The 21,391-nt window shown below is 71.8% G+C and carries 17 protein-coding genes and 1 pseudogene; 6 read left to right on the forward strand and 12 right to left on the reverse strand.

Annotation, left to right across the window (positions count from 1 at the left end; translation table 11 throughout):
- Positions 1-131: 131 nt before the first annotated feature.
- From mmuM to OG900_08690, 5 genes are all read right to left on the reverse strand, one after another.
- On the reverse strand, positions 132-1,055 hold the full coding sequence (gene mmuM / locus OG900_08670) for a homocysteine S-methyltransferase (protein ID WUH90169.1): 924 nt from the start codon (positions 1,053-1,055) through the stop codon (positions 132-134).
- A gap of 9 nt (positions 1,056-1,064) precedes the next feature.
- Positions 1,065-1,985, reverse strand: coding sequence for an LLM class F420-dependent oxidoreductase (locus tag OG900_08675; protein WUH90170.1), 921 nt, complete (start codon positions 1,983-1,985; stop codon positions 1,065-1,067).
- 33 nt (positions 1,986-2,018) lie between these two features.
- On the reverse strand, positions 2,019-2,519 hold the full coding sequence (locus OG900_08680) for a DUF6099 family protein (protein WUH90171.1): 501 nt from the start codon (positions 2,517-2,519) through the stop codon (positions 2,019-2,021).
- Between the two features lie 144 nt (positions 2,520-2,663).
- A complete protein-coding gene (locus OG900_08685; GenBank protein ID WUH90172.1) occupies positions 2,664-3,020 on the reverse strand; it encodes a nucleotide pyrophosphohydrolase in 357 nt (118 codons plus the stop codon).
- A complete protein-coding gene (locus OG900_08690; GenBank protein WUH90173.1) occupies positions 3,017-4,378 on the reverse strand; it encodes an ATP-binding protein in 1,362 nt (453 codons plus the stop codon). Before OG900_08690 ends, OG900_08685 begins: the two co-directional genes overlap by 4 nt.
- Positions 4,379-4,599: 221 nt before the next feature.
- Between OG900_08690 and OG900_08695 the strand changes: the two genes are divergently transcribed.
- A complete protein-coding gene (locus tag OG900_08695; GenBank protein ID WUH90174.1) occupies positions 4,600-5,151 on the forward strand; it encodes a DUF1697 domain-containing protein in 552 nt (183 codons plus the stop codon).
- Between the two features lie 45 nt (positions 5,152-5,196).
- On the opposite strand, the gene OG900_08700 is transcribed toward OG900_08695, so the two are convergent.
- Both OG900_08700 and OG900_08705 read right to left on the reverse strand, forming a co-directional pair.
- Positions 5,197-6,576: a hypothetical protein gene (locus OG900_08700; protein ID WUH90175.1), complete on the reverse strand. Its 1,380-nt coding sequence runs from the start codon at positions 6,574-6,576 to the stop codon at positions 5,197-5,199.
- A complete protein-coding gene (locus tag OG900_08705) occupies positions 6,573-10,982 on the reverse strand; it encodes a hypothetical protein (GenBank protein ID WUH90176.1) in 4,410 nt (1,469 codons plus the stop codon). The genes OG900_08700 and OG900_08705 overlap by 4 nt, the downstream gene beginning before the upstream one ends.
- Positions 10,983-11,139: 157 nt before the next feature.
- Between OG900_08705 and OG900_08710 the strand changes: the two genes are divergently transcribed.
- A complete protein-coding gene (locus OG900_08710; protein WUH90177.1) occupies positions 11,140-12,162 on the forward strand; it encodes a translation initiation factor 2 in 1,023 nt (340 codons plus the stop codon).
- A gap of 16 nt (positions 12,163-12,178) precedes the next feature.
- Here OG900_08710 and OG900_08715 read toward each other — a convergent pair whose 3' ends face one another.
- From OG900_08715 to OG900_08735, 5 genes are all read right to left on the reverse strand, one after another.
- Positions 12,179-12,616, reverse strand: coding sequence for a DUF4231 domain-containing protein (locus OG900_08715; GenBank protein ID WUH90178.1), 438 nt, complete (start codon positions 12,614-12,616; stop codon positions 12,179-12,181).
- 117 nt (positions 12,617-12,733) lie between these two features.
- A complete protein-coding gene (locus OG900_08720) occupies positions 12,734-13,354 on the reverse strand; it encodes an L-threonylcarbamoyladenylate synthase (GenBank protein ID WUH90179.1) in 621 nt (206 codons plus the stop codon).
- A gap of 144 nt (positions 13,355-13,498) precedes the next feature.
- Positions 13,499-14,014, reverse strand: coding sequence for a DUF5990 family protein (locus OG900_08725; GenBank protein ID WUH90180.1), 516 nt, complete (start codon positions 14,012-14,014; stop codon positions 13,499-13,501).
- Positions 14,015-14,412: 398 nt separating this feature from the next.
- Positions 14,413-14,868: a hypothetical protein gene (locus OG900_08730; protein WUH90181.1), complete on the reverse strand. Its 456-nt coding sequence runs from the start codon at positions 14,866-14,868 to the stop codon at positions 14,413-14,415.
- A gap of 53 nt (positions 14,869-14,921) precedes the next feature.
- The gene (locus OG900_08735; GenBank protein ID WUH90182.1) at positions 14,922-15,587 is read right to left on the reverse strand and encodes a TetR/AcrR family transcriptional regulator; all 666 of its coding nucleotides are present in this window, start codon (positions 15,585-15,587) and stop codon (positions 14,922-14,924) included.
- 286 nt (positions 15,588-15,873) lie between these two features.
- Here OG900_08735 and OG900_08740 point away from each other — a divergent pair, with 286 nt between their 5' ends.
- From OG900_08740 to OG900_08755, 4 genes and pseudogenes are all read left to right on the forward strand, one after another.
- A complete protein-coding gene (locus OG900_08740; protein WUH90183.1) occupies positions 15,874-16,638 on the forward strand; it encodes an SDR family oxidoreductase in 765 nt (254 codons plus the stop codon).
- A 457-nt stretch (positions 16,639-17,095) separates the two neighbouring features.
- Positions 17,096-17,218, forward strand: a pseudogene (locus tag OG900_08745) (IS3 family transposase).
- A 193-nt stretch (positions 17,219-17,411) separates the two neighbouring features.
- Positions 17,412-18,866 carry an RICIN domain-containing protein gene (locus tag OG900_08750; GenBank protein WUH90184.1) on the forward strand — a complete coding sequence of 485 codons (1,455 nt, stop codon included), beginning with the start codon at positions 17,412-17,414 and terminating at the stop codon, positions 18,864-18,866.
- Between the two features lie 906 nt (positions 18,867-19,772).
- A complete protein-coding gene (locus tag OG900_08755) occupies positions 19,773-21,212 on the forward strand; it encodes a non-reducing end alpha-L-arabinofuranosidase family hydrolase (protein ID WUH90185.1) in 1,440 nt (479 codons plus the stop codon).
- Positions 21,213-21,391 lie beyond the last annotated feature (179 nt).

The raw sequence follows: 21,391 nt of genomic DNA on the forward strand, positions 1-21,391 counted from the left end.
AACCGCGGCCGGGTCGGGGCGGCCGGGAGGCCACCGGGGCGGCGGCGTGCGGCATCTGCGGGCCAACCACGGCCGGGGCAGGCCCGGTCGGAGCGGCCGGGCCGCCGAGCCGGCGCCGCGGCAATGCGCCGTCAGGGCAGGGCGGTGCGCAGGGCGGTGATCGCGGGAGGGCCGACGCGGCAGCAGCCGCCGATCAGGCGGGCGCCGGACGCGTGCCAGGCGGCGGCGAGGAGCGGGGACAGGTCGGGGGCGCCCTCCCAGTCGCGTGCCGCGGCATTCCACTGCTCGCCACTGTTGGGGTAGGCCACCACCGGCTTGCCGGTGACCGCGGCCGCCAGCTCCACCGCGGGCAGCACATCACGCGGCGCGCAGCAGTTGACGCCCACCGCGACCACCTCGTCGCGGCCCGCGGCCAGCGCGAAGGCCTCGGCCAGCGGCTGCCCGGCCCGGGTCCGGTCGCCGTCGGCAGTGTAGGACAGCCACACCGGCAGACCTGTGGGCGCCGCCGCCCGCAGCATCGCCTCGGCCTCGTCGAGGTCCGGCACCGTCTCCAACGCCAGGACGTCGGGCCCCGCGGCGGCCGCCGCCTCGATCCTCGGCCGGTGGAAACGCTCCAGCTCACCCACCGTCAAGCCGTACCGCCCGCGGTATTCGCTGCCGTCGGCGAGCACCGCTCCGTACGGCCCGACCGACGCCGCCACCCGCACTCCCGGCCGGCCCTCGGCCGCCCGGCGGGCCAGCTCCACGCTGCGCCGCAGCAGCGCCGACGCCTCGGCCCGCGCGATGCCGCGGCGGGCGAAGCCCTCGTAACTGGCCTGGTAGCCCGAGGTGATCAGCACATCCGCGCCCGCCCGCACATACGCCCGGTGGGCCGCCTCGATCTGCCCGGGGTCGTCGGCGAGCAGCCGGGCCGTCCAGAGCGGGTCGGACAGGTCGCAGCCCTGGTCGGCGAGCTGGTTGGACAGCCCGCCGTCCAGCACCAGGGTGCGGCCCGCCGCCAGCAGCGCGCCCAACTCCCCGGCAGGCGCGGGCGGGACCGCTGACGGTGTCGGCATCGCGCGGCCTCAGCCCAGCTGCGGCTTGACCTGGGCGGCGATCAGCTCCAGGTGGTCCAGATCGCTGAGGTCGAGGGTCTGGAGGTAGAAGCGGGTGGCGCCCTGCTCGGCATACCGCCCGATCTTCTCCACGACCTCCGCCGGCGACCCGGCCAGCCCGTTCTCCTTCAGGTCCGCGACCTCGCGGCCGATCGCCGCCGCCCGCCTGGCCACTTCCGCGTCGTCCCGGCCGACGCAGACCACCAGCGCGTTCGAATACACCATGCTGTCGGCCGCGCGCCCGGCCGCCCGCACCGCGTCCTGGACCCGCCCGATCTGCCGGCCGGAGTCCTCGATCGAGGCGAAGGGCACGTTGAACTCGTCGGCATAGCGCGCCGCCAGCTCCGGGGTGCGCTTGGCACCCATGCCGCCGATCAGCACCGGCACCTTGGCCTGCGCGGGCTTGGGCAGCGCCGGGCTGTCCTTGAGCTGGTAGAACTCCCCCTCGAAGTCGAAGGTCTTGCCGACCGGGGTGGCCCACAGCCCGGTGATCACCGCGAGCTGCTCGGCGAGCCGGCCGATCTTCTCCTTCGGGAACGGGATGCCGTAGGCGGTGTGCTCCGCCTCGAACCAGCCGGCACCAAGCCCGAACTCGACCCTTCCACCCGACATCGCGTCGACCTGCGCCACCTGGATCGCCAGCACACCGGGCAGCCGGAAGGTGCCGGCCGACATCAAGGTGCCGAGCCTGATCCTGCTGGTCTCCCGGGCGAGGCCGGCCAGGGTGACCCACGCGTCCGTGGGTCCCGGCAGTCCGTCGCCGCCCATCGTCAGATAGTGGTCCGACCGGAAGAAGGCGTCGAAGCCGAGGTCTTCCGTGGCCTTGGCGACCGCGAGCAGCGTGTCGTAGTCGGCCCCCTGCTGGGGCTCGGTGAAGATTCGCAGATCCATTCCCCCATCCTGCACTCAACCCGCGCCCGCCCGTCAATCGACACATGGCAACCCCCCGGTCCCCGGCTCCCCCGGCATCCGCTCGCCGCGGGCCAGCGCCCGCACCCGGTCCTTGGCCTCGTCCACCGCGTCCAGCGCCTCGATGCACTGCCAATACGCACCCTCGTCCTGCACCGCACAGGTGAGCCCCACCAGGGCATCGGTGATCTCGCCGAGCAGCACCCGCAGTGCCCGCAACGTCCCCGCCGGATCGCGGACCGCCGTCATCCTCGCCGCCCGCGGCGGCCCCGCCCCCGCAGCCGCGAGCACCGGCCCCGCCCGGCCACCGGTCATCGCCGCCCAGGCAGTGCCGGCTGCCCGAGCCGTGCCCGCCCCCTCCGTCTCCGCCGCCGACCGCTGCTGCCCGGCGGCCAGCAGCCGGTCCAGCGCCTCGACCAGCTCGCCCGCCTGCCAGGCCTCCTCGATCACGTCCTCGGGCTGCGGCGCCCCGCGCATCACCCGCTCCGACTCCGCCACCAACCGTGCCGCGTCCATCAGTGCACCCCCTCGACACCAGCGGTGGTGACCCCTTCACCACCTGCCGACATCACTCAGAGTGACACACTCGTCGCACCCGCGAAAAGGTCGGTCGCGACATCTGTGGAAAACCTCGCACCTGTGGATATCCACGACGAATACTCACCCGGTCGAGGGACCCGCCGACCGGCCGGTCCGCGGGAAGCGCTCCTCGTTCCTGTCGATCTTGGCCGCCAGCGCGGCCAGCACATCGATCTCCAGCACCGCGCAGAACTGCAGCAGATACGCCAGCACGTCCGCGACCTCGTCGCGCACCCGGTGGGCGGACTCGGGGTCCGCCATCACCGCCGACGACTGCTCGGGCGTCAGCCACTGGAAGACCTCCAGCAGCTCGGACGCCTCGACGCTCAGCGCGGCGGCCAGATTCTTCGGGGTGTGGAAGGGCTCCCAGTCACGGGCGGCGGCGAATTCGACCAGGCGGCGCTGCAGGGCCGCGAGGTCCGGTGGTTGTCCGGTCACCCGGACTGGTCTACCGCATCGCCGCACCCCTCCTCCTCCCGCCCCGCTCCGCCCGCGTCCCCTCCCCCGCCGGCGCCCGCGCCCTTCCCGCCGGCCGCGACCGCGCCCGTACCGCCGCTCCGCTCACCACCGCGGTCCGCCTCCCCCGCCTCCTGCGCCGGCACCCGCCTGCCCTCGCCGAGCCGGGCGACCGTCACACCGCCCAGGCCCTCCGCGCAGCCGGGGTCCTGGACCGTGCCGAGCAGCCGGATGTGGCCGCGGGCGGCGGCCATCCCGGCGAGCCGCAGCAGTTCGCGCAGCTGCCTGCCGTCGAGGCCCAGGTCGAGCCCGTCGCCCAGCACGGTGAGCACCTGGCCGGCCGGCAGCAGCTCCGTACTGGTGTCGACATCCAGCACGCCCGGACCGGTGAGCAGCACCAACGCCAGTGCCAGGAAGCGCAGTTCGCCGTCGCCGAGCCGGTCGACCGGCACCACGCCCAGCGGGCCGCGGTCCACCGCGGCGATCACCGCGTCCAGCGGCGCCCGGCCGTCGCCCGGCGGGGGAAGCACCGCGGGCAGCACGGTCAGGCCCTCGACCGGCGGACTGCACACCGCCCGCACCGCGTTGACCAGCGCCGCGTGCCGCGTGCCGCACTCGCCTTCGGTCCTGGCCAGAACGGCGGACAGGTTGTCGCAGGCGGCACGCAGCCGCCCGTCGCCCAACAGCACGGGGGCGCGCATCAGTTCGGGCCGCGGTGCCACCGGGAAGATCCCGCGCAGCGCCACCACCAGCTGCTCGGCTGCGGCGAGCACCAGCCGCTGCCCGTCGGTGCGTCCGGAGACCCGCAGCGGCAGCAGGGCGCTGGCCAGGACGTTGTCCGGCAGCGGGGCACGGGTGACCGAGACCTCGCCCGCCGTGTGCCAGGCCGCCTGCACGGTGCGCCGGGCCGGGTCGCGCAGCGCCGTGGTGAGCAGGGTCTCGCCGGCGCCGGTCAGCCGCTCGCCGACGATCCGCAGCGTCGGCTCCGCCTGCACCGCGACGTCCAGCCGCACCGGCCCGACGGGACCTGTCACCGTGCAGCCGATACGGAAGCCGCGCCGCCCCTGCGCGTCCGGCTGGGCACCCTGCGGCACGCAGGCCGCCGCGCCGCCGCGCACCACCGACCCGAAGACCTCGGCGAGTTCGGCGCCGCAGGCCAGCCGGCCGAGTGCGGCGAGCCCTTCGAGGACACTGGACTTGCCGGTGCCGCTGCCGCCGGTGAGCAGGGTGATCGGGCCGAGCGCGAAGGTCGCCCCGCGGTGTGACTTGAAGGCGGACAGCCGCAGTTCGGTGACGACGGGGCGGTCGTGACCGGCGTCCTTGGGCGCGCTGGTGCTCATGGCCGCGAAGGTAGCCACCGTGCGGCCTGCCGAACCGTTCCGGCGTCCTAGCGTTACCCGAACGAGCGACATCGTGCATGATTCGCGGAAATCCGGAAATTACATATCCCTCCCGCAGCGCGGAGTACCGCCGCGTCCGCTCTCACGCGCGCACCCGCCGGGTCCATGTCCGCGCCCGTCGCTCCGGGTCCCTGTCGGTGCCGCCGGTTACGGTGTCGGGTGTGACCACGACCAGCACCGGATATGTCGCGCTGCTGCGCGGAATCAACGTCGGGGGCAAGGCCAGGGTCCCGATGCAGACCCTGCGCGAGCTGCTGGCCGCGATCGGCGGCACCGGGATCCGTACGCACCTGCAGAGCGGGAACGCCGTCTTCACCCACGAGGACACCGACCCGCAGACGCTGGCCGACGCGCTCCAGCAGGCGCTCGCCGACGAGTTGGGCCTGAGCATCACCTGCATGGTCCGCACCGCCGAATACCTGCGGCGGGTCGTGGCGGCCAACCCGTTCGACATGACCGGGGTCGACGGCTCCCGCTTCCTGGTGATCTTCCTCGCCGGGTCCGTCCCCCTCGACCGGCTCGCCGCGCTCGACCGGAAGGCGTACGCGCCGGACGACTTCCGGGCGGGCGAGCGGGAGATCTACGCCCACTTCCCCGACTCCATCCGCAATTCGAAGCTCGCCGCCCGGCTCACCGACCGCGGCCTGGGCATGGCGGCCACCAACCGCAACTGGAACACGGTGACCAAGCTCGCCGAGATGGCCGGTGGTTGACGACGGACAAGCGGCCGCGCACATCGTCCGGCGCCGGGTCCCGCCTCACACGACGAGCAGCACGTCCCGGCACGAATACCGGCGAGCCGTCGCATAGACCTCCAGGGCCCACCGCCCCGGCTCGGCGCGCAGTTCGGCGCGGAAGCCGCCGCCGACGCACGGCCGCATCGCCTCGTCCGCCACGGGCGTACCGTCCTCGCCGAGGCGGCGGACTCTCAGCCTGAGCGCGGGGTCGGCGTTCGTCGCCCACACCTCGAAAGGCTCGCCGGCCCGAGCGAAGTCGGGGAATTCGACGCCGACCGGCTCCCCGACGCTCAGCACCCCGGCCGGTTCGAGGCCGTCGCAGATGCGCCTCAACTGCTTCAGCGCATGGCCGGAGTTGATGAGGTCCGCGTGCCTGGTGTCGAGCCACACGGTCCGGCCGGTGTCGGGCCACTCGGGCGGGGTCTGCGCGATGTGCGCCACCGTGCCGTCGCCGAAGAGCGGCAGGGCGCGGTCTTCCGGGTCGCCGGATTCCGCGAAGTCCTGGTGGAACACCGGCCGTCCGCCGGCGGCGAAGGAGAGCGCCTGGTCCGTCAGGTGCTTGTCGCCCCCGAGTGCGATGAGCGTGCCGCGCCGCCTGCCGTGGACGGCGTCGTTCTCCGCGATGGCGTCCTGCACTTCGCGGAAGAAGGCGAAGGAGTCGTCGACCGTGCGGGTGCCCACCCCCTCCACCGACTGGCCCTTCAGGTGGGACCTGCCCTCCTGGCGGTCGACCACCACCCGGTAGGTGGGCAGGAGTTGGCCGAGCGACGGATAGGTCGAGCACACCTCGCGGATCCCGTCGCGGAAGGGGCTCGGCACCCACTTCACCTGGCCGGTCAGGAAGCGCAGCGCCTTGACGCTGCCCGAGAAGGGTGTGCCCAGCGTGGCGACCGACCTGGTCTGCTCCCACCCGCCGAGGACCTCGGTGTAGTAGCGGACGACCAGGCCGCCCATGGAGCGGCACAGGAAGACCACCTTGGCCTCGGCGGCGCGCGGGAAGCGCTGCCGGTCGGCCGTCTCCCGCCACCGGGTCAGCCGCCTCTCGACGAAGTCCGCCAGCTTCCTGGCCGAATTGCGGTTGCTCAGGCGCCAGTCGTAGCGGAATTCCGCGAATCTCTCCGGCTCGATCCCGAGTTGCTCGCGGAGGTCCGGGTATTCCATGGTCGAGACCAGCCCGGGAAGGAGCCGCGCCCCGTGGATGACGCCGCCCAGCTCCAGGGCGTGCGGCGGCTCCGGGTCCTCGTCGCCGATGTGCTCGGGCAGTTTGAGCGCCTCCCGGGTCCTCCCGGGCCGGAGCAGCCCGCGCATCGCCTCTGGCGTCAGGTCCCACAGGTCGGCACCGTCGCGGGTCAGGGCGGTGCCCATGACGCCGGGGACGAGAACCACCAGGTCGTGCCTCAAAGAACGCTCCTCATGTCATCTCGGGCGGATCCCCCCGCCCGTCGGCCGCCGACGCCCGGACCGGGCACGGGCCCGTCGACCCGCCAGGGCACGAATATCTGGTCGCACCGCAGGTTGTGCTGCGCGACGCCCTGGACCATGAGGGTGATGCCGCGGCTGTCGAAGGCGGTGTCCACGCCGGTCACGTCGTATCCGCGGGATTCCACCGGGTCCAGCTCCTCCCCCCGTCTGACGTCCCACAGCAGGAGGCGGCCGGATTTCCGGTTCCAGCCGACAAGCAGCGGGCGTTGCGCGGGACCGGCGAGGGCGAGGCCGTCGACCGGTCCGCCGGACCGTCGCGGCAGGACGGTCGGTACGGCGTAACCCCCGTCGCACTCGGCGAACTTCACCGTCTCGCCGGTGGTGAAGGCGATCAGCGGAAACGGTGTCCTCCCGCGCATGAGCAGGCCCGTGGCCACCGCCTTCGCCCTGACGGCGCTGACCGCCTGCGGCTTCGTGTCGGACCGGGCCAGGTCCCACACCCGGACCGCGTTGCCGCCCCACACCGACAGCCAGGACGGACCCGAGGGCGGGCCCACCGCTTCCAGCCGCTGCACGGCGCCGGCGGCCCCCATCCAGAAGGTCCGCCCTTCGCGCCAGGCACCGCGCCCCCGCGTCTCGCGCTCCCAGGCGACCACGCTCTGCCCTGACGGCCACAGCAGCCGCAGCCGGTCGGTCCCGTCGGCGTGGAAGGCCAGCGAAAGCACCGGGCGGTCGGCCGGGCCGGGCAGCGCGAAGCTCTCGGTCTCCAGCACCTCCAGGCCCGGCCCGAGCGTCCAGAGCACGACGCGCCTGCGGCCGACGGCCGCGGCCAGCCAGCAGTCCCCGACCCGGGCGGCGGTGAGCGCCTCCACCTGCGCGGGGTGGACGAGCCGGAGCGCTTCGCCGGCCTGCCCGTCCTGGGCGTGCGGGCTCACCAGCACGTCGGCGCCCTGCGAGCGGCTCAGCAGCAGCGTGCCGTCGGGTGCTCCGCCCGTCACCTTCAGCCGTGTCCTGCCGGCCGCCCTCCCGACGACGTGGCGGACGCCCGCCACCTCGCCCCTCCCCGGCGGGTCGTGCGGCTCCCACACGCGGATCCGCGTCTCGTCGGCCACCGCGAGGCGCCCGGTCTCCGCGGGGTCGAAGGCCAGGGACTGGTGGTGGTGATCGCACGGCAGCGGTACGAGTTCCGCGCCCTTGTCGTCCCAGACGCGGACCGCGGCGTCCTCCCCGACGGCCGTGAGCAGTCCTCGCGGGCCCCGTCCGAGGGTCACCGCCCGCCCGGCGCTCGCGGGGGCGGGGCTGAAGAGGGGGCTCGCCGCTCCTCGGAAGAGGTCGTCCGTCCGCCAGGCGTGCAGCGTGTGGCCGTCCAGCGCCGCGATCACCGCGCCGGGCCCGTTGCGGTCCGGCAGGGCCAGCGCCGACACGGCGACGACCTGCTCGATGCCGTCGCCCAGCGACCGGACACGGCGCAGCGGCTCCTTCATCGCCTTCCGGCCGGGCACCTCCCACACCCTGACCCCTCCAGGGCCCCCGGTGACCGCGACGGCCCTCTCTCCCACGGTCAGCAGGCACACGCAGCGGACCGGCACACCGACGGTGTGCGTGCGCAGGTCCGCCCTGGAATACGCCGTGGTGGTGTCCCAGCGCCACAGCCACAGGCGGTCGCCGTCGACGGTGGCGAGGAGCACCTCCCTGCCCCAGCGCACCGAGTCGACGGCGCCGGGCCTACCGCCCCAGTACAGCTCCTCCACCGGGTATCTGCCGTTGCCGTGCCACATCCGCACGCACAGGCCGTCGTGCGTGGCGACCACCCTGCTGTCGCCCCGGCCGGACGCCGTCACTCCCCGCTGCAGCGGCGGGGCGGCCCAGGTGTCCGGTCCGGTCTGCCGTCCCGGGACCTCGTGTCCCTCCGCGGTCCACGACGTGACCTCGCCGGCGCCCGACGCGTGGATGAGTCCGTCGCCGTGGGCCTCCCAGTGCACGGCGAGCGCCCCGCCCGGCGGGGCGGGCCAGCTGCGGTGCAGCGGGAGCCGGACGGCGCTGCTCCACACGTCGTCCCAGAAGACCGACGAAGGCTTCGGCACCGCGGCGAGGAAGTCCTTCGAGAACATGGCCAACGCGGTGGCGCGCAGCATCGCCCACCTCGCGTCCTGCGCCTCGTGCCTGCGGAAGTGGTCGGCGACGCCGAGGTAGAGCGCGCTGCGCGGGGTCGTCGCGAGCCGGGCGGAGACCAGGGGTTCGAGGACGTCGGGCGCGGCGGCGACCAGGAAGTGGCTGTCGCCCACCAGTTCTTCGAGGAGGTCGTCGCCGCCCAGAGCGGCGTGCGCGGTGAGGTGGTGCTTCACGTAGTGTTCCGCGGTCCGCCAGTCCTCGCTCCTGTCCGGCGTCAGCGCCCGGTGGACGGCGCGGTGCCGCTCCCGCAGCCGCAGGTCGCCGCCGAGCAGGTGGGCGCCGAAGCTGGGGTGGTGGAGGCGGTAGACCTCCTCGCCGGACTCGGCGTCCTTCGCGATCGTCACGCCGGTGGCCCTGCGGATCACGTCCCGCAGGTCGTCCTCTCCGTACGCCCTGCTGCCCGGGGCGCGGACCGCGTTGGTCACGGCCAGCCACACCCGGGGCTGGGGCAGTCCGACGCCCTGTGCCAGCGCCAGAGCGGTCATGAAGTCGCGGATACGGGAGGTGTACCGCGGGTCGAGCCGCAGCAGCTCCTCGGCCAGCAGGGAGTCCAGGACGGACGTCCCCCGCCGTAACTCCCCGCGCAGCCGGGTCGCGTCGACCGGCTCCGGGCGGCCGGCCACCTGGCGTGCCCACAGGGTGGCGACGAGGAAGATGCCGTTGCTGCCGGCCGCGATCTCCCGGGCGACGGCGCCGCGTCGGCGTGCGGCCTGCGGCTGCCGGTAGGGGGACTTCTCCTCGGCGAGCAGCCGTTCGACGTGCCGGGCGATGTCCCGCTCGGTCTCGTCCCTGCGGTCCAGCTCCATCATGGCAGTGCAGTGCAGCACGTCGAGCAGCGTCTCCGTACGCGGTTCGCCCGGCAGGGCGCGGCGGGCGTTCGGCCGGGTGGCGACCACCACCCTCACCCCTGGCAGGGCCGCCAGCGGGTTGAGCAGTCCGCGGGCGATGTCGAAGGAGTGTCCCGCGGCGGCCTCGTCCAGCCCGTCGAACATCAGGGTGAGGCTGCCCTTGGCCTCCGTCAGTGCCTCGACCTGCCGCACCAGGCTGTGCGGGGATCCCCGGGTGGTCCCCGGTGTGCGCAGGCCGAGCGGCGCCAGGCTGCGCGCCAGGTCCTCGCAGAGCGCCGACAGTGTCCTGCCGCGGCAGTGCAGCGCGGCGTTGACGGAGCGGAGCGGGGGCAGCAGCCGGGGGCGGCGGTCCTCGGGCAGGGAGGCCACGAAGTGCTCGACGGTCAGGTGCGCGGTGTACGCGAGCAGCGTCGACTTGCCCGCGCCGGACGCCCCCGTCACCAGGAACATCCCGGTCTCCTGGGTGCGCATCCAGTTGACCAGGTCGCCGAGCACCCCGTGCCGGGAGGCGAAGTCCCGCAGGTGCCAGCTCTGGCCGGAGCCGGAGAAGACCGGCAGGTCCTCGGCTGCGAGTTCCGTGCCGATCCACGACCGGTCGTCCTGCGGGCGCAGCGCGGCGCGCGCCCGCGGTGACCAGTACGGGTTGGGCAGGAACCAGGCGTGCAGCGTCTGCGGCTCCTGCCAGAAGGGGACCTGGTCCCCGGCCCGGTTCCTGACCGCGCTCATCAGCTGCTGGAAGGGGACGACGTCGTTCTCCCGCTGGAAGATCCGCGCACTGCCGTCGACGATCTCGCCGGGAGCCGACAGGACCTGCTCCAGGCAGTCGACCCAGTGCCCTTCCAGCGCCTCCTGCCCTGATCCGGCGGTCGCGACGACGGCGAAGCCCACCTCGACGTCGTCGACGCCGGCCCGCAGCCGCGCGTCCTTGACGTGGTGGCTGACCTCCCGCACCGCCTCGCCGGAGAAGCAGGCGTCCAGGACGAGCAGCGTGTCCGCGGGGTCCTCGGCGAGCCAGGAGACCAGCTCCTCGGCCGAGACCGCCCGGCCGGCATCGAACTCCCCGTCCAGGTAGCTGTCCTCGCAGGCCAGGTAGAAGGCGCCCGACACCACTTCGCCGTGCCCGGTCCAGTAGAGGATCTTCCGGTCCGCCTCCTGCTGCCCGAGCCGCAGCACCAGGTCGCGGATCTGCTCGCGCCCAGCGGACAGCGCGCCCCCCGCGGCACTGCTGACACCCAGCGAGGGGGCGCCGAAGCCCAGCCGGGCGGCCTGCTCCACGAAACGGAAGGCGGTCCGGCGCAGTTGGGCGCGGTCCCTGACCCGCCGTGCGTCACCCCGGTATCTGTCGACGACCACGGTGGCGACCACGCCGTCACGCTTCTGGCCCCGGCCCAACCGAACTCCCCCTCCAAAGAGTTCCGCCAGGCATCCGTACCGCGCCGCAGGACGGTATGTGGAAACCTGACGTCTCACACCGCACCCGGTGTGCCGCTTACGCTACTCGGCATGGGGGTTGGGAGAACTCGTGGAGCCGCGCGACCGCATGGTCATCGGGAATCTGGTGACGGACTGCCACATCTTCGAGGGAGACGGCACTCTCCCGATCCAGCAGGAGAACGTGCAGATCATCTACGAGCCGGGGCTCCGCCGGGTGGATCTCCCCGCCGAGGTCCAGCTGTGGCGTGAGGACATCGAGGCGGAGATGCAGCGCCGGCAGGCGGCGGGTGAGAAGTACGCCTGGAACAATCCGCGATTCGCCGTCGAGAGCGTCATCGTCTCGCGGAGCGACGAGACCGAGGCGCCCCTGGTACGGATGAGCCTGTGCGACGCGGACTATTACGACTTCCTCGCGACGTCCGTCAATCTCGACGAGCCGCTGCGCGAAGGGGAGTCCGCGACCCTGCGCTCGCAATACCTGGAGAACACCGACCCGGTGGCAGCGCCGGCCTTCCTGTCGTGCAGCTTCGGCGTCAATGTGGCGGTCGAGACGGGACCCGACCGGAAGATGGTCTTCGCCCGGCGCAGCGTCAGCGTCGAGGGCCACAACAAGGTGCGGTGGAATTCCTCGGTCAACGAGGGGCTCGCCGCCATCCACGACGTCCCCGCGGACGGCTCCCCCATCAGTCTGCACTCCGTGGCCCGCCGCGCGCTGCGGGAGGAACTCGCCGTCCAGGACGAGGACGAGGTCGAGGTCGAACTACTCGCCTTCGCGCTCGACCTGCGCAACCACCAGTGGGCGGCCTTCTACCGGGCCGTGCTCACCGACCTGACGGCCGACCACCTGATCGCCCGTAGGAGCCGCGGCATCGAGGACAAGTGGGAGCACGACCGGTTCGACTTCATACCGGCCGATCCCGACAGCGTCCTGGACTTCATCCTGCGGAAGGACCCGCAGGAGTGGACCCCCTGCGGTCCTGCTCTCTTCTATCTGGCCCTGGTCCGCGCGGCCGTCGCCGCCCGTGGCGGCAACCGGTCGGGGCGGCTGGACGTCGAGGCCGCGGAGCGCCGGGCGGTGGAGCGCCTCGCCGCGGCCGCCGACCGCGGCTAGGGCCCTGGGGCGGGGGTCAGAAGATGTTCCGCTCCCGGTGCTGGCGGCGCAGTTCGAGGAATGCCGCGCGCACCTGGTCGGCCGGCATGCCGCCGTCGGCCTGGATGCGCAGGTCGGCCAGCGCGTCGCGGGACTCCATGAAGCCGCGCCACTTCTGCTGGGGCTTCAGCCAGGTGTCCACCGCGGTCATCACCGCGACGACCAGTGCCAGGGCCGGAACCCAGGTGACGAGCCAGCTCCCGTGGCCCTCGCCCAGGTTCTGGTCGGCGGCCACGACGGCACTGGCGACGATGAGGAGGATACGGCCGAGGTAGTAGGTGACGCCGTAGTTGAAGGTGGCGGTACGCCACCGCCGCATCTCCCGGTCCATCTCCTTGACGAGGGGCTCCGGCAAGTGCCGCGCCCGTGCCCGCTGTTCGCCCTCCGCCGCGTTCGCCACGACTTCCTCGGCCATGCTTCCCCCTCAGAACCGCCCGCCGGCGCGCGGGCATTGCCCATTGTCACCGATGGGGATCCCCACGGGCGGAGAGCCCGGGAACCCTGCACGGCAGGCGCGGGCGGGCGGCCGCCGCTATTCGAAGCGGGCCAGGTCGCCGGCCCCGCGGCGGAGGATCTGTGTCTCGCCCGTGGAGAAGTCGATCACCGTGGTGGGCTCGGTGCCGCAGTCGCCGGAGTCGACCACCACGTCCACCACGTGGTCGAGCTGCTCCTTGATCTCCCAGCCCTGCGTCATCGGCTCGGCTTCGCCCGGGAGCAGCAGGGTGCTGGAGACCAGGGGTTCGCCGAGTTCGGCGAGCAGCGCCTGCGTGACGACGTGGTCGGGGATGCGTACGCCCACGGTCTTCTTCTTGGGGTGCTGCAACTGGCGCGGCACTTCCTTCGTCGCCGGCAGGATGAACGTGTAGCTTCCGGGTGTCGACGCCTTGACGGTCCGGAAGACGGCGTTGTCGACCTGCACGAACTGCCCCAGCTGGGCGAAGTTCTGGCAGACCAGGGTGAAGTGGTGCCGGTCGTCGAGGTTCCGGATCGACCGGATGCGGTCGATGCCGTCGCGGTTGCCCATCCGGCAGCCGAGCGCGTAGCAGGAGTCCGTCGGGTACGCGGCGAGCGCGCCGGACCGGAGGCTGTCGGCCACCGCGCTGATGACGCGCGGTTGGGGATTTTCGGGATGTACGTCGAAGTATCGTGCCATCGGGCAAGCCTAGGGGTGGATCCGGCGAGGGCGGCGGAGATGGCCGCCGAACCCTCGAACGGGGGCAGGGGCGCCGCGCCGCGGGCTGCCCCGCATCGCCGGCCGCGACGACGCCGCCCGCAGCGGTCGTCGCGGTGGCCGGGTTCACGTGCCGGCGGAACGGCCATGCCGGGGATGGCCGGCAGACCCTCCGATACCACCCGGCCGGGACTCCGACCACTCGATCACGGGCGGCTGTACGGCGGCGCACAACGGATCGCCCCGCGGGCCCGTCAGCCCCAGCCTCCCGACGAGCACCCCGCCGGACACGGCGGCCGCCAGCACCTCGGCATCGATGGCGCTGAAGAGCAGCTTCGCCCGCCGGAACATCGTGAACCGGCCCTCCGCGTCGACGGTCCCCCACGACAGGTACAGGAACCGGCCGCCGGGCCGGCCCTGCACATACGGGCCGCGCAGATCCCAACCCCCCTCGACAGGGGTGGCCGTGACCTCCACCTCCCACACCGCCGAGGACGCGTCGCCCGGACTCAGTCCGAGCAGTTCGTCGGGCCGTCCCCGCCGCTGCACACCGACATGGACGTTGCGATGACCCGACGGCACATCCGCCGACGGCCCGCAGTCCCGGCCGGGCAGACCCGACCCCTCGATTCGTACGAGCATTGCCCCATCATCCGCCGATGGGCGCGTTCCCGCCGGGCGCTGACGCCGCGTCTCCGGAGTTCTGCCGCCGTCTCCGGCCGCTGATCATCTGCTGCCCCGCGCGGTCGGCGCCGCCCGCCGTGGCCGGCCCGGTTGCGGCGGTCCGCGCCGCGCTTTGCGACGCGGCCCCGCGCGCCACCGCAGTGAGCCGCCACCGGACACCGCCGGGGATGCGGACGGTGACGGTGGGGGCGCTGCCTCCCGTGGTGTCCGCACGGGCGGACCCGCCGGGGGACGAGGAGCAGGCCGCCAGGTCATGACGCCGTGGGACCACACCGGCGATTCGTATGTCAGCCGCTCCGCGTCACCACGGGCGCGGCCGGTCACCGGTCATCCGCAGGCGGGGCGGAGGCCGCCGGCTAGAGAGTGCCGCAGATCCGGCGGGCCTCTGCAAGGTCCTGCTTCACCTGCGCGTCGAAGTCGAAGACTTGCGCGTGGCGGTCCTGGGAGCGGCGGATGGCCTGCGCGAGCGGCTTGTACTCCGGGTTCCCCGCAGCCGCCGACGTGGAGAGTGCTCCCGCTGCCGCGTAGCGGTTGAGGGCGATGTCACCCTCCGGCCCCTTCGCCGTGAACTTCGATTCGTCGAAACCGTCGAGCGCCCGGCACGCGGCGCGGGCGTCGCCCGCAGGGTTGGACCCGGCAGCGGGGGCGCCGCCGCCGCCGCTGAGTGCCCAGCCGACTCCGACCCCGCCGGCGCCGAGCACAAGTCCGACGATCAGCGGGACAACCACGGTTGCCGTACGGTTGCGAGCCGGCGGGGGCGCTGTCGGAGTGGCTGTCGGGCCCGCGGCGGCAGGGGGCTGCTGTGACTGCATCCGGCCAAAGGTAGTGCAAGTACCTGCCGGTGTTCGGCAGTTCGGCTTCGGGATCATGCTGTGCGGAGCGGAAGCAGGCCCTGAAGGACGAGGCTTGAGAGCTCGTCGGCCATTTTGTTCCGATCCTGCTCGGCCACCGGGGAGGCTGAGGGGTTCAACCGGTCGGCGACCGGGTCCTGCGCCAGCGCGAGCGCGGGGCCGGTGACGGCGAAGTACATGATGTGCGACGGGACACGCGGAATGCGGCCGGCTGCCATGAGGCGGTCGACGACCGGCTCGATCCTGTCCCAGAACGGTTGGATGAACCGCTCATGGAGGTAATCCAGGCGAGCGGAGTCACGCGTCGACTCGTCACTGAGCAACCGGTTCACGCCTGAGGCGTTCGCGGCCAGCCGGTAGAGCTCGACTATGACGCTTCGCAGGCGATCGTCGTCGTTCTGGCACTCCGCCGGTATCCGGTCGAGTACCGGCCGGGCCTCTCCCAGCGCGAAGTCCACCACCGCGCGCCAGTAGTCCCACTTCGATCCGTAGCGCTCGTTGATGAAGTTGTGGCTGACGCCGAGCCGCCTGGCCAGTTCCCTCACGGTGGTCGCGGCGTAGCCGAGCTCCGCGAACGTATCCAGACCCCGCCGAAGGATCTCGCTCTGGTCCATGCGCACAGGCGCGTACTTCCCGCGTGTCGCCGACGTCGTCTCTTCCGCTGGTGCGGGTTCGGCCACTGCGGCATCGCTCCGTTCGGTACGGGTGTCGACCTGCGCTCGGTCGTCTGCCGTGTCCGCCGGCCGGCGAACGTCGCAGGTCGCGAGGCTTGGCGGGCAGCCCAGTCTGTCACGCCGGCCGGGCCCCGAGGGGGTGGGCGCCCTGCACCGTCGAGCGTGCTTGACGAATGTCAAGCGTGGAGTAATGCTTGACGCGTCAAGTACATGGGGGTTCAACGAGCCGGAAGGCGCTGAACAGCTTCATCCGACACGGACAATTCCCCAGGCGACGAATTCAGGAGGATTCATGTCGACACTGGACGGCAAGGTGGCGCTCATCACTGGCACCGGAGGAGGTCAGGGGCGTGTCGCAGCCCTGGCCTTCGCGAGGGAGGGCGCAAAGGTCATCGGATCCGACATCAAGACCGATGGCAACGACGAGACGGTCGAGCTCGTACGCCAGGCGGGCGGTGAGATGACGGGGATCGCGCCGGTCGACCTCACCGATCCGGCGCGGGTGGAGCGATTCGTCGATGACGCGGCGGTCGCTTACGGCGGTCTCGATGTCATCTACAACAACGCGGCCATGCAGTACTTCGGGCCGATGCCGAACTTCTCGGTCGAAGCCTGGCGCGGCACCATCGCCGGTGAACTCGACATCCCCTTCTTCGTGTCCAAGTTCGCGTGGCCCCACCTGGTCAGGCGCGGTGGCGGCGTGATCATCAACGTCGCATCCGTGGCCGGTATGATCGCCGGCGAAGTCCCCCCGATGATCGCGCACAGCGCCGCGAACGCCGGCGTCATCGCCATGACGCGGCAGCTCGCACTGGAGGGCGCACCCCACGGAATCCGCGCGGTGGCGATCAGCCCCGGCCCCGTACTGACCCCGGCCAGTGACCGTGACCTCGGTGACAATCAGGCTCTGCGGGAGGCGGTCACGGCGAAGACCCTCCTGAAGCGTTTCGGCCGGCCCGAGGAAATCGTCGAACTGGCCGCCTTCCTCGCCTCCGACCGCGCGACCTACATCACCGGTGCCAACTACGCCGTCGACGGCGGCGCCAGCGCCTGGTGAGTCCGGCTGGGCGCCACAGCGCGCGCCCGACCGGGCACACAGCGCACATCACGCACATCGGCAAACCCGCAGGTCAGGCGCCCTTCGACGTCGGCACGCGCACCGCCACGCACTCGACGTGGCGGGTCATCGGAAAGAGGTCGCCCGCGTCGCGTCGATCATCGACCAGGCGAGGCGGCCACAGAAGGACCACGGGCCCGGCTTCGAGAGCCGGGTCCTCCTCAGCGACCTCTACGGCGCGAACGCCGGCGAGCCGGCCGACACGCGGTGGCCCTGCGCCCGACGGCGACTGCTCGAACTACGCCACGTTCCCGAAGACAGATGTGGGACACCGCCTCCGGCTCGCGACCAGGAGGCCGGAGGCACCGGATCACCCAGAGCGCTACATCGGTCGACGTACAGGATCGCGGGTGCCCGGGACCTCCAGCCCGACCCCACCGGGCCGACCGCGCACCGGTGCGGCGACATCGCCCACATCGCGACCGGTGAAGGCCGGCTCCACCTCGCCACCGTCATCGACATCGCCTCACGGCGTGTCGTCGGCCGCGCGACCGCCGCCCGCATGTGCACCGGCCTGGTCGCCGGCGGCACCGGGATCTCCGAGGGATTCGGTCCACGCTCTTGACACCGGAACCACCAATGAATTGACTCCCTCGCTGGAACGGTGACGAACCGATTCGACAGTGATGTTAGCGCTAACAGTTGCCTGACCACGTCTTCCGCGTCGTCATCGTCCGATCACGACCTCCCCCACACCAAGAGAAGAGGGAACGATGCTTTTCGGGACCCTGAGAAGGGCGCTCGCAGCCGGGGCGAGCGCGTTGGTCGCCGCCGCCTGCCTGGTCGGCGGCGGCACAACAGCCCAGGCCGCGGCATCACAGCCTTGTGATATCTACGCCACGGGCGGGACGCCGTGCGTGGCGGCGCACAGCACCACCCGGGCGCTGTACGCCTCCTACAACGGCCCCCTCTACCAGGTCAGACGAGCCTCGGACAGCACCACCCGCGACATCGGCGTCCAGAGCGCGGGCGGAGTCGTCAACGCCGCCACCCAGGACTCGTTCTGCGCCAGCACGTCCTGCGTCATCACGATCATCTACGACCAGTCCGGCCGCAAAAACCACCTCGGGCAGGCAACCGGGTACTGGCCCGGTCCTGCCGCAGGCGGGTACGACAACTTCGCCGACGCGAAGGCGGCCCCGATCACCGTCGGCGGCCAGAAGGCGTACGGCGTCTACATCGCCCCCGGCACCGGCTACCGCAACAACCACACCAACGGCATCGCCACCGGCGACCAGCCCGAGGGCATCTACGCCGTCGTCGACGGCACCCACTACAACCAGTGGTGCTGCTTCGACTACGGCAACGCCCAGACCGACGGCCAGGCCGACTCCCCCGCCATCATGGAGACGGTCTACTTCGGCGCCGACAAGCAGTGGGGCTACGGCGCCGGGGCCGGCCCCTGGATCATGGGCGACCTGGAATGGGGTCTCTTCTCCGGGGTCAACGCCGGCTACAACAACCTCGCGCCGATCAACCACCGCTTCGACACGGCCATCGTCAAGGGCGAGCCGAACCACTGGGCGATCCGGGGCGGCGACGCGCAGTCCGGCGGCCTGACCACCTACTTCGACGGGAAGCGCCCCAGCGGCTACAACCCGATGAAGAAGGAGGGCGCCATCGTGCTCGGCACCGGAGGCGACAACAGCACCTCCGGCCAGGGCACCTTCTTCGAAGGCGTCATGACCTCCGGCTACCCGTCGGAGGCCACCGAGGCGGCCGTACAGGCCAACATCACCGCCGCCGGCTACGCACCGGCCGGCGGCGGCACCCCGCAGCAGGGCGTCCAGGTCGTGGGCGGCCAGTCCGGCCGGTGCCTCGACGTGCCGAACTCCAGCACCGCCAACGGCACGCAGGTGCAGATCTGGGACTGCGGAAGCGGCACCAACCAGCGGTTCACCTACACCTCGGGCAAGCAGCTGCAGGTGTACGGCAACAAGTGCCTGGACGCTTCCGGGCAGGGCACCGCCAACGGCACCCAAGTGATCATCTGGGACTGCAACGGCGGGGCCAACCAGCAGTGGAACGTCAACGCCAACGGCACCGTCACAGGTGTGCAGTCCGGGCTGTGCCTCGACGCCAACAGTGCCGGTACCGCCAACGGCACGAAGATCATCCTCTGGTCCTGCAACGGCCAGTCCAACCAGCAGTGGAGCACACGCGACTGACCGAGGCCGGCTGGTTCGCCCATGGGGGGCGAACCAGCCGAAGCGCACCACGAGCGGAGGCCCGAGCAACTCCGCGGGGCGATGCCTCTCAGCGACGGGCCTCCGCCTCACGACGGTTCGGTAAAGCAACGGTCGACGATGGCGCCCGCACCGGTGTGCCGGCCTTCCCGTTCTCTTGCCGCGTATTTCCCGGACACGTCCCACCAGCGACCGTCCCGGGCGGAACCCCCGGAGCCGGGACCCCCAGGTCGGTGTCCAGATGCCGCCTGATGCGAAACGGTTCTCACAAAGGACCTGATCTATGGCTTCCACCTTCGCAGAAAGGGGAGACGAATCGATTCGGGTGGAAAGCCTTGACACGATGTGGAGGCTGGGGCACGTTGTGTATCCGGTACCCCGTGTGCATCTCCCGTCACAGACCGGGAGTCACGGCAGCAGAAGTGAGCGCTAACAGTACGGAAGGCTCGCAGGGCACCCCTCTGCCGTGGGAGTGCCCCTCCCCACCCACGGGAGGCGACGCCTTGGATACCCGCTCGACCAGCACGCCGGTCAGCGCTGTCTTCGCGTCTCAGGGGCGGCCTGGGTGTGGCGACAGCCCGGCGTCAGGGCGCAGGGCTTCCACAGCGTCCGGATCCCGGTCACCTGGGCCGGTCACGAGGGAACGGCACCATCACCGATGCCCGGTCCGGCCTGCGCCTCGACGCCTACGGCGCCGGAACCGCCAACGGCTCAAGCTCGACCTCTGGACCTGCAACGGCGGCACCAACCAGCGGTGGAGCCTGAACTGACCCACGGCCGAAGTGGGCCCCCGCGGGCCGGGGCCCACTTCGACGTGCCGGCCGGCCAGTGCCCACCGCCGAAATCCTCCACCGTTCGAGACTACTGACCGCACATCAGGAGATACCCATGCGAAGAGGAAGTTTGAGCCGCCGGCATCTGTCCGCGGCGCTCACCGCAGTGGCTGCGGTGCTGGTCGCGCTGGCGGCGATGCTCGTCGCCGCCACAGCTCAGGCGGCCACCACCGGCGCCCTGCGGGGTACTGGTTCCGGCCGGTGCCTGGACGTGCCGAACGCCGGCCAGACCGACGGCACGTATCTGCAGATCTACGACTGCTCGGGCGGGACGAACCAGCAGTGGACGCTGACGTCCGGCAACCAGCTGACCGTGTACGGCGGCAAGTGCCTGGACGTTCCGGGCCACGCCACAGCGGCCGGCACCCGGGTGGAGATCTGGACCTGCAACGGCGGCACCAACCAGCAATGGCAGGTGAACTCCGACGGCACGGTGGTCAGCACCGAGTCCGGGCTGTGCCTTGACGTCACGGGCGGCGGTACGGCCAACGGCACGGCGGTGGAGATCTGGACCTGCAACGGCCGCACCAACCAGCAGTGGACCGGCCTGTCCGGGACGACGCCGCCGACATCGACCCCGCCGACGTCGGGTGGGACGTGCTCCCTTCCCTCGACGTACCGGTGGAGCTCGACGGGTGCGCTGGCGCAGCCGGCGAACGGGTGGGTCTCGCTGAAGGACTTCTCCAACGTCGTCTACAACGGCAAGCACCTGGTCTACGCGTCGAACGTGTCGGGGTCAGGGTACGGCTCGATGGCATTCAAGCCCTTCACCAACTGGTCCGACATGGCATCGGCCGGCCAGACCGGGATGAGCCAGGGCACCGTGGCACCCACCCTGTTCTACTTCGCGCCGAAGAACATCTGGGTCCTGGCGTCCCAGTGGGGCGCGTGGCCCTTCTTCTACAAGACGTCGACCGACCCGACCAACCCCAACGGCTGGTCCTCGTCACAGCCGCTGTTCACCGGCAGCATCTCCCCGTCCGCCCCGATCGACCAGACCCTGATCGCGGACAGCCAGAACATGTATCTGTTCTTCGCCGGCGACAACGGCAAGATCTACCGCGCCAGCATGCCCATCGGGAACTTCCCGTCCAGCTTCGGCTCGTCGTACACCACGGTCATGAGCGATTCCCAGGCCAACCTCTTCGAGGCCGTGCAGGTCTACAAGGTGCAGAACCAGAACCAGTACCTCATGATCGTCGAGGCCATGGGCGCCAACGGACGCTACTTCCGCTCCTTCACCGCCTCCAGCCTCAGCGGCTCGTGGACCCCGCAGGCCGCCAGCGAGAGCAACCCCTTCGCCGGCAAGGCCAACAGCGGCGCCACCTGGACCAACGACATCAGCCACGGCGACCTGGTCCGCAACAACCCCGACCAGACCATGACCGTCGACCCCTGCAACCTCCAGTTCCTCTACCAGGGCAAGTCCCCCAGCGCGAACGGACCCTACGACCAACTGCCCTGGCGTCCGGGGCTCCTCACCCTGCAACGCTGATCACCTGTACACCGCATGCCTCCGGCCGGCGCCGCGACAACGTGTCGCGGCGCCGGCCGGAGGCGCGCCGGGTCGGTGCCACGGATCGTGGGCGGCCAGGCTGCCGGCCTGGCTTCAGTGGCGGCCGCGGGCCGCCCACCCGAAGCGGCTGCCGTCGGCCGCTGCGGCGATGGTGCCGC

The sequence above is a fragment of the Streptomyces sp. NBC_00433 genome, from assembly GCA_036015235.1.
Lineage (GTDB): Bacteria > Actinomycetota > Actinomycetes > Streptomycetales > Streptomycetaceae > Actinacidiphila.

Bases quoted from the DNA above. Each gene is read 5' to 3' on its own strand.
- OG900_08720 (WUH90179.1), bottom strand. From the start codon at position 13,354: ATGGCACGATACTTCGACGTACATCCCGAAAATCCCCAACCGCGCGTC.
- OG900_08725 (WUH90180.1), bottom strand. From the start codon at position 14,014: ATGCTCGTACGAATCGAGGGGTCGGGTCTGCCCGGCCGGGACTGCGGG.
- OG900_08755 (WUH90185.1), top strand. From the start codon at position 19,773: ATGCGAAGAGGAAGTTTGAGCCGCCGGCATCTGTCCGCGGCGCTCACC.
- OG900_08730 (WUH90181.1), bottom strand. From the start codon at position 14,868: ATGCAGTCACAGCAGCCCCCTGCCGCCGCGGGCCCGACAGCCACTCCG.
- OG900_08675 (WUH90170.1), bottom strand. From the start codon at position 1,985: ATGGATCTGCGAATCTTCACCGAGCCCCAGCAGGGGGCCGACTACGAC.
- OG900_08750 (WUH90184.1), top strand. From the start codon at position 17,412: ATGCTTTTCGGGACCCTGAGAAGGGCGCTCGCAGCCGGGGCGAGCGCG.
- OG900_08740 (WUH90183.1), top strand. From the start codon at position 15,874: ATGTCGACACTGGACGGCAAGGTGGCGCTCATCACTGGCACCGGAGGA.
- OG900_08680 (WUH90171.1), bottom strand. From the start codon at position 2,519: ATGGACGCGGCACGGTTGGTGGCGGAGTCGGAGCGGGTGATGCGCGGG.
- OG900_08690 (WUH90173.1), bottom strand. From the start codon at position 4,378: ATGAGCACCAGCGCGCCCAAGGACGCCGGTCACGACCGCCCCGTCGTC.
- OG900_08715 (WUH90178.1), bottom strand. From the start codon at position 12,616: ATGGCCGAGGAAGTCGTGGCGAACGCGGCGGAGGGCGAACAGCGGGCA.
- mmuM (WUH90169.1), bottom strand. From the start codon at position 1,055: ATGCCGACACCGTCAGCGGTCCCGCCCGCGCCTGCCGGGGAGTTGGGC.